Raw genomic sequence first — 7391 nt, 5'->3', positions numbered from 1 at the left:
ACCAGGGTGTAGCGGTACTGATCGTTGACACCGGACGGTGGCTCGCTGTCCCAATGCAACACCCGCACGGTGTTGAGGCCAGCCTGCGCGGTGATGACCTGCAACACCACCCCGGTGCCACTGTCGGTACGAAGTTCCAAGCCCTGCAAGTAACGCACTTCAGCTATCACGGTGCGAGCCCTGGTCTGCAACGCGCGGATTTTGCGCACCCGCTGGCCAGCGCCATCGTAAAAATAGCACTCACCGTCATTGCGTCGGGAGGCGCGTTCCACCGGGCTGACCGAGCGCAATTGATTGCGCAGATCCCAGGTCAACAACCGTCCCTGGTCCAACTCCAGCAAATTACCTTTGGCGTCGAATGCGGCGGCGATGTCCTCTTCCGTGGGCGGCACGCCGTTGCGCCAGGGCAGGCAGCGATTGCTGTAGCGGGCAGCTTTCAAATCGCGCCCATGTTTTTGCGCGCCGATGTGGGTCACCTTCAGCAGATTGCTGCCCTCGTCATAGTGGTAAATCTGCCGATAGTTGCTAACCGCCGCCGGATCGGTGCGACCAACCGACTCGGGTCCTTGATCGGGACCGCCCGCTTCCCAGCCAAAGGCTTCGATCAACTGGTACAGGCTGTTGTAGATGAAGCGACTGATCGGGTCGATGCGCTGGTTGGCGAAGTAGCGCACGGGCAGGGCCTTGTCCTCGATGCTCAAGACATTGCCCATCCGGTCATAGTCGTAGATCAGATGCTGCAACATTCGGGCACTGGCATCCTGTGCCCGACGCTCCATCAACAAACCGTCTTCGGGTCGATAGGCCAGCGTCGTCCGCACCCCGTTACCCGCGACCTCCTCTTCGACTTGCCCTTGGGCGCTGTAGCGGATCTCGCTGACCAACGTTTGCCAAATGGATTGATCCTTCAATTGCAGTCGGCTTTCGCGCAATCGGCCATCGACGGTCAGACCGAAAGTCTGACGATTACCCTTGGCATCGGTCTGTTCCAGCACATCACCCAACGGGCCGAAACGCCACCTGGACGTCGCCCCAGTCCCCGGTTCGAGCAGCCGTCGGCGATCATCAATCGATTCCGGCCAATCGGGGGTTAGCGGCTCAAGGGTGAAGTGGCGGGTGTTTTCGATGCCTTCACCGCTGATCGCAAACGAGTCGAACAGTACGCTGCCCGCCGGGTCGTCATGGCGAATCAGTTTGCCGTACTGGTTAAGGTCCTGATGACCCTGGCCCGGGTAGCCATAAGCAAAGCGCTCGACACAGCGACGGGGCTCCACGGCGCCCTGTTCGAACACCGCCACGGGCCGCAGCAAATCGTCATATTCGACCTCGCGACGTGTTTGGCGGCTGTCCCAGTCCGACAACACTTCGTCGGCCAGACCGCGCAGGGTGATCTGCGTTCCGGCATCAACGCTGTCCGTGCGCAACGCGTTCCCGGACAGCGAATACACCGTGATCAGATTGGGAGGGGTCAGGGAATCGCCTTCTTGCAGCGCCCATAACCGCGGATCCCATTGTTTGACTGCACGTCCTGCGCCATTGTGAGCAGTGCGATTGATGCGGACCTCAGCGGGCAGGTTTTCGATGGCGCGCCAGTAATCTACCAAGCGAATCGACAGGCCGCGCGGATCGAAGATCCTCAGTGTGGGCGTCTTGTGGTGCATTTCCATCGCCTCTGTCCATCGAATAACAGCCCCGTCGGCCAATGTCTTCTAACGTTTCAAGAACATGGCTGGCTACTGTCAGAAATTACAGTACCGACCAACGGTACAACCCCTTGCTCACCGAATATCCATTCTCGTGCCCCTTCGGTAGGATGTCGGTTATCCGTTCATGGAGCGTTCAAACATGTTCATCGGCGTCCTGCTGGTCATCACCTGGCTGATCCTGCTGCTGCGCYACCCGGCCAAGGCCGTGCCGGTTTCCGTGGCGGCCGCTGTCGGATTGGGCCTGGTGGCGACGTGGGTCTTCTGGATGGACAACCGCGAAATCAAGCAACTGGCACGCCTTGAGCTGCGCATCACTTACGCACCCGAGCACTGCCCGGCAGATCGGCCATTGAAGCTCACGATGAAAAACGGCAACGACGTGCCACTGATCGAGTTGCGCTGGCGCATCGCGGCGTATGCGCCGGGCGATACGGTGAACCTGGCCGACAATCAATACGCCGCGCCACGTTATCGCGGCCCCGGCGAATTGCAGGCCGGCGGCAGTTGGGAAGACTGCTTGCCGCTACCGCCCTTGCGCCCCGGCTACCGCCCGCAAACCCTGGAATTTCGCGCTGAACGGTTGCAGGGTAGTTTCTCCGACTGATCCCCCTTTTTCTTTTGCACAAGGACCGCGCCATGCCTGTTGCGTTGATTACCGGTTGCTCCAGCGGCATTGGCCGCGCACTTGCCGACACCTTCAAAAATGCCGGTTACGAAGTCTGGGCCAGTGCCCGCAAGGCTGAAGACGTGGCAGCCCTCACCGCCACCGGTTTCACCGCCGTGCAGCTGGACGTTAACGATGGCCCGGCCCTCGAACAGTTGAGCGAGCGGATCAACCAGCAACGCGGCGGCCTCGATGTGCTGATCAACAATGCCGGTTATGGCGCCATGGGGCCGCTGCTCGATGGCGGCGTGCCGGCCATGCAGCGCCAGTTCGAAACCAACGTGTTTGCGATTGTCGGCGTCACTCGCGCAATGTTCCCGGTACTGCGTCGCGCCCGGGGGCTGGTGGTGAACATCGGCAGCGTTTCCGGGGTTCTGGTCACGCCGTTTGCCGGTGCCTACTGCGCCTCGAAAGCCGCCGTGCATGCCTTGAGCGATGCGCTGCGCATGGAGCTGGCGCCGTTCGGCGTGCGGGTCATGGAAGTTCAGCCTGGGGCCATCGCCTCCAGCTTCGCGAAAAATGCCGGCCACGAAGCCGAGCAATTGATCACCGAACAATCCCCGTGGTTTCCACTGCGTGAAGGTATTCGTGCACGGGCCAAGGCCTCTCAAGATAAACCAACGCCGGCCAGTGAATTTGCCGCCGGTTTGCTCAAGGCTGTGCAGCAGAGCAAACCACCGCGTCTGGTGCGTTTGGGTAACGGCAGCCGGGCGTTGCCGTTAATGGCGGGGTTATTGCCAAAAGGGTTGCTGGAGTCGGGGTTGATGAAGCGGTTCGGGTTGCGCGGGCAGCTCTGAGACCGCGAAGGCGTCAAAACACACTTTCAGACTTTCAGGAAACAGCATGACCGACTACACCGAATACTTTGACGAAGTGATCCAGGCCCACGTAGCCATCGAGCAATGGTTGGCCGAAGAGCGAGACGAGGCCGAGCTGGAGCAATTGCTGACGCGTTTTTCACCGCAGTTTTCCATGGTCTCGCCGTTGGGCCGGGTGCTGGATTTCGAGGCGTTGAAAGAATTGTTTCTGTTGGCGGGCGGGAAGAAGCTCGGGTTCAGGATTGAGCTCAGCGAGTTGCGAGGTGTCGCGCTGTATGACGGTGGCGCAGTAATCAGTTACCGCGAGCAACAGACCGATGCGACGGGGCTGCATTCTGATCGGCGGTCCTCGGCGGTGTTTGAGAAACAGGCCGATGGCAAGGTGGTTTGGCGGCATTTGCATGAGACGTTTTGCCAAGGCTGACACGGCCACTTTTTGTGGCGAGGGGGCAAGCCCCCTCGCCACAGGTTATTCGCCAGCCGGGGGGTTCACCACCACCGTACACGTAATCCCCGCCGCTAACAGCACGCCCTCCGGCACTTCATCAATGTGAATCCTTACTGGCACMCGCTGCGCCAGACGCACCCAGTTAAAGGTCGGGTTCACATCAGCGATCAGCTCGCGACTCTCCGGGTTATCGCGGTCGTAGATGCCGCGAGAAATACTTTCCACGTGGCCCTTGAGCACTTCGCCGCTCATCAGTTGCATGTCGGCTTTATCGCCCACGCGAACATGCGGCAGTTTGGTTTCTTCGAAGAAGCCATAAACCCAGAACGAATTCATGTCGACCACCGCCATTTTCGCTTCGCCGATGCGCGCATAGTCACCGCGATGGACGTTGAGGTTGGTGACGTAGCCGTCCACCGCCGCCCGCACTTCGGTGCGTTGGAGGTTCAGTTCGGCGGCTTCCAGTTGCGCTTGCGCGTTCTGGTAATCGGCCAGGGCCGAGTCGGCGATGTTGGTGGCGTCGTCGCGGTTTTCCCTGGAGATCACCAGGTTGTCGAGGTCGGCGCGGCGATGGGCGTTGACCTTGCGCATCTCCCACGTGGCCTTGCGCGAGGCCACCAGGCTCTGCGCCTGTTTCACCGCGAGGCGGTAATGCTCGGGGTCGATGCGCATCAGCAAGTCGCCCTTTTTCACCAACTGGTTGTCGCGTACCGGCACCTCCACCACCTCACCGGTCACGTCGGCGGCGACGTTGATGATGTCGGCGCGCACCCGGCCGTCACGGGTCCAGGGCGTGTTCATGTAATGCACCCACAAGGTCCGGCCGATCCACAGGGCAAGGGCCAGCACCAGCAAGGTCGCGAGCAGGCTGAAAAGCTTTTTCATCAAGGCCTTCTTCAGTGATAGAGAGTCAACGGTAGACAGTCAGCGCCAAGGCGCCGAACAGACAGGTAAACAGGCTCAGGCGCAGCAGCGCCGGGTGCCAGAAGAAACGGTACAGATCGAACCCGGACAAGAATCGGTCAAGGGCCCAGGCCAGCGCCGCCGCAATGAAAAACATCAGGGTCATGGTCGGCATATACACGCCGTGGAAGGCGATTTCACGAGGCATGTTCAAGTCCTTGGGGCTTGGCAGTGGTGTATGAAGCCAGCGGCGATTGCGGGTCGAGCAACGAGGTGCGGATGAAGTGCAGGTAACTCTTCACCCGGCGTAATGCGGAGGTATCAAAGTGCGGCGCAAAGGGTTCGTCGGTGGCCTGCACGCGGCCGATCGCGTGGTCGACGGCGACCAGCGCCCGCTCCAGATTGCTCTGGCCCGGTTGCAGAAACAGCCGCACCAGCGAACGCCCCATCACCCGGATGGACTGGCGCCACGGCTGGGATTCGGCGTACGCCGGGTGCACCGGCAGAATCGCTTGTTCTTTACGCAGTTCGATAATCGCGTGGCCGACTTCCAGCACCACCAACATCCAGCGCAACAAGTCCCGCTGCACCTGCGGCTGTCCTGCGGCGAGGCCATAGGCCTGATGCAGCAAGTCCCGCGTACGGCTTTCGAAACTCGACGCCAGCCCTTTGAGTTTGCCGCTGATGGCGTACACCACTTGCCCGCGCAAGTCCTGCTCCAGCCGCCGCCACAACCAGCGGCTGTTGGGTGGCAGAATGATTGCCCCGGCCGCCGCGCACACCAGCATGCCCATGACCATGGCGATGTAGTCGTTGATAAAGGCGTAAGGGTTGTAGACCGTAAGGTTGTCCGGCACCGAACCGGTGCTGAAGAAGATCAGCAACCCCAGGCCGACACCGGCGTATTGCGGCCGAGAAGTGAGGAACGAGCCGAGCACGATCACCGGCGCGAGCATCACGCAAAGCAATGGAAAACCGTCGATCCAGGGAAAGATGAAAAACATCTCGACGAAGCCGATCAGCGCCCCGAGCAAGGTCCCGCAGGCCATCTGAAAGGCCATGCGCTTGGGGTTTGGCGTCGCGGCTGACAGGCCGACTGTGGCGGCGGCGATCAGGGTCATGGTCGCCCCGCTCGGCCACGCGGTGGCCACCCAATAGCTGCCGAGCACCACAAGGATGAACGCGGCGCGAATCCCCGACGCGGCCGAGGCCAGCCAATTGGTTTGCGGGGTGAAGGGTTCGTCCCAACGCTCCCGTTCGTGGCTGTGATCGGCCAGGGACGCGTGGGTCTGTGCATAACTGTGCAAGTCGTCGACGAAGCGATAAAGCAGTTCGTAGGCGGTGTGAAAATCCAACTGCTCGGCGTCGCTCGGATCGTTCTCCTGAAAGCTCGCCCGCAGCTTGCGCACCCGCGCCGGCAAGTTGTCCTTATAGGTCGCCAAGGCGCTGGTCAGGCGAGCGGCATCAGGGCTGGTCAGCGCACGGCCGCTGAAACCGTCGAGCACTTCGGCCAAGTCCTGCAACCCTGGTTTGATCGCCGCGACAACATGATCGGCGCCACTGCCGCGCAGGCGCTCGAGCAACTGATGCAGGGCATTGAAGCGCGTGGTGACGCCCATGAATTCGCTGTTCAAGCGACTGAGCCGCCCATTGCGCCGACGCATGTGCGGGTCTTCGAACACCGTGACACTGCGCAGTCCTTCCAGGCCCACCGCTTCGGCGATGAACCGAACGTTGCTTGCTTCAAACGCTTCGCGCCGACTGCGACCGCGCAAGCCATCAGTGACGAACAACGCAAACACACCGAAGCGCTGATRCAACGCATTGCGCATCGCCGCACTGGCGGTTTGCGGCAGGATCGCGGCGCTGACCAGCGTCGAGCAGAGAATCCCCAGAGAGATTTCCAGCACTCGCCAGACCGCAGCCATGAATGCGCCGTCCGGGTGAGCCAGAGCGGGCAGCCCAACCATCGCCGCCGTATAACCGGCGAGCACAAATCCATAGGCGCGAAAGTTGCGACAACGCGCTGCGCCAGCCGTGCACAGGCCGACCCAGATCGCCAGCGAGCCGAGGAACAGTTCGGTGTTCTGCGCGAACAAGGCAATCAGCGCGACCATCACCGCCGACCCGGCCAACGTGCCGAGAAAGCGATAGAAACTCTTGGCGAACACCTGGCCGCTTTGCGGTTGCATGACGATGAACACGGTGATCATCGCGGTGCGCGGTTGCGGCAATTCAAGACGCATGGCCAGCCACAACGTGAGGAATGCGGCGAACAGCACCTTGAAAATGTAGACCCAGGTCACGCCGTCGCTGCGCGCCCAGTCGAAGAAACCCCGGCGCCATTCAAGGGAATACAGCCAGCGCAAAGGTGCGGGCAAGGGAGTCATGAAATTTTGCTCAATGGTCTAGGGCTTGAGGAACTGTGGGTGTGCCTGAAACGTCGTGCTCACTTCAAAAGGCTCGGGGTTTTCGGGGGCAGGGTTTTCTCGGCACTCGGGACGTCGTTGCCAGCGCCAAGGCCTCCGCCCAAAGCAGTCACCAGCTCAGCATGAGCACTCAACCGCGCAGCCTGAACCTGCTGCTGCACTTGCTGTTGCTTGAACAGCAAAGTCTGCGCATTGAGTACGTTGAGGTAATCGGTGAGCCCACGTTGATAGGCGATCATCGCGATGTCGTAAGTCTTCTGCGCCGTGGCCACCGATTCGGCGGCGAACGTTTGCTGCTTGTCCATCGACTCGCGGCGGATCAACTGGTCGGAGATGTTCTTCAGCGCATTGACCAGCGTCTGGTTGTATTTGGCCACGGCAATGTCATAACCGGCCGAGGCTTCACCCAGCTCGGAACGCAAG

At 61.0% G+C, this 7391-nt stretch carries 7 protein-coding genes and 1 pseudogene; 3 read left to right on the top strand and 5 right to left on the bottom strand.

Features of this window, described 5'->3' with window-relative positions; translation table 11 throughout:
• Positions 1 to 1667 (bottom strand): annotated as a pseudogene (locus AC1DLB_RS15925) (RHS repeat domain-containing protein); the annotation flags it as partial.
• A 178-nt stretch (positions 1668 to 1845) separates the two neighbouring features.
• Here AC1DLB_RS15925 and AC1DLB_RS15920 point away from each other — a divergent pair.
• Genes AC1DLB_RS15920 through AC1DLB_RS15910 form a run of 3 tightly spaced genes read left to right on the top strand, consistent with a single transcriptional unit; the run spans position 1846 to position 3612 of the window.
• The gene (locus AC1DLB_RS15920; protein ID WP_477785261.1) at positions 1846 to 2310 is read left to right on the top strand and encodes a multidrug transporter; all 465 of its coding nucleotides are present in this window, start codon (positions 1846 to 1848) and stop codon (positions 2308 to 2310) included.
• Positions 2311 to 2342: 32 nt separating this feature from the next.
• Positions 2343 to 3167 (top strand): SDR family oxidoreductase, encoded by an 825-nt coding sequence (locus AC1DLB_RS15915; protein ID WP_477743257.1) that lies wholly within the window; start codon positions 2343 to 2345, stop codon positions 3165 to 3167.
• Positions 3168 to 3213: 46 nt separating this feature from the next.
• A complete protein-coding gene (locus AC1DLB_RS15910; protein ID WP_477743256.1) occupies positions 3214 to 3612 on the top strand; it encodes a DUF4440 domain-containing protein in 399 nt (132 codons plus the stop codon).
• A gap of 45 nt (positions 3613 to 3657) precedes the next feature.
• On the opposite strand, the gene AC1DLB_RS15905 is transcribed toward AC1DLB_RS15910, so the two are convergent.
• From AC1DLB_RS15905 to AC1DLB_RS15890, 4 genes are all read right to left on the bottom strand, one after another.
• A complete protein-coding gene (locus tag AC1DLB_RS15905; RefSeq protein WP_018927139.1) occupies positions 3658 to 4521 on the bottom strand; it encodes an efflux RND transporter periplasmic adaptor subunit in 864 nt (287 codons plus the stop codon).
• Positions 4522 to 4546: 25 nt separating this feature from the next.
• Entirely contained in the window at positions 4547 to 4747 is a 201-nt protein-coding gene (locus AC1DLB_RS15900) for a DUF1656 domain-containing protein (protein WP_007896379.1), read from the bottom strand.
• On the bottom strand, positions 4737 to 6929 hold the full coding sequence (locus AC1DLB_RS15895; RefSeq protein ID WP_477785260.1) for an FUSC family protein: 2193 nt from the start codon (positions 6927 to 6929) through the stop codon (positions 4737 to 4739). The genes AC1DLB_RS15900 and AC1DLB_RS15895 overlap by 11 nt, the downstream gene beginning before the upstream one ends.
• A 59-nt stretch (positions 6930 to 6988) precedes the next feature.
• A partial coding sequence (locus AC1DLB_RS15890; RefSeq protein WP_477785259.1) for a TolC family protein occupies positions 6989 to 7391 on the bottom strand: 403 nt, incomplete at its 5' end.

The organism is Pseudomonas sp. 05N434, from assembly GCF_056396965.1.
This window is presented reverse-complemented; position numbering and strand designations above follow the sequence as displayed.